Genomic DNA, 457 nt, shown 5'->3' on the forward strand with positions numbered 1-457 from the left:
TCGCCGACAGCGACCCTTCCCTCGACCTTGTGCCTCGAGAGCTGCGCGAGTGCGGCTTGAGCCGAAGCGTCATGGATTTCGATGCCGTGGAGCTGATCCGCTAGGTTTGGCGAGGCGCCGAGGCTACGCAGCCGTTCGATCGCTGGCAGCAGGAAAGCGGCATCGCCGCACGACGGTTCGAGCACGGTGTCTGTGTCGGTGCGGATCGCCCAATCGGCAATGAAGCGGGCGAGCGCCGGCGGGGTGAAGAATGCCCCTCGGGCCTTCCGCAGCGCCGGTGTGTCCATGCCTTCTTCAACCCCTCGTAACGTCGGCACCTAGCCGCGGTAATCAGATATGCCGGCTAGCATACGTTCTACTTGCGTTCCAATGGTGGTGAACAAATATACCCCACCTATGCGTGATGACAGCCGATCAGCTCGAGGCGCTGTGGGAGGCATGGGCGACCTATAGGAGG

General features: G+C 62.6%; 1 protein-coding gene. It reads right to left on the reverse strand.

The window, feature by feature from the left end; all coding sequences use genetic code 11:
• Positions 1–287 (reverse strand): N-6 DNA methylase (locus tag AC2JF9_RS09085; RefSeq protein WP_500727118.1); only part of this gene is annotated, 287 nt, incomplete at its 3' end.
• Positions 288–457 lie beyond the last annotated feature (170 nt).

It is taken from the genome of Lactobacillus sp. C449L (assembly GCF_059900815.1).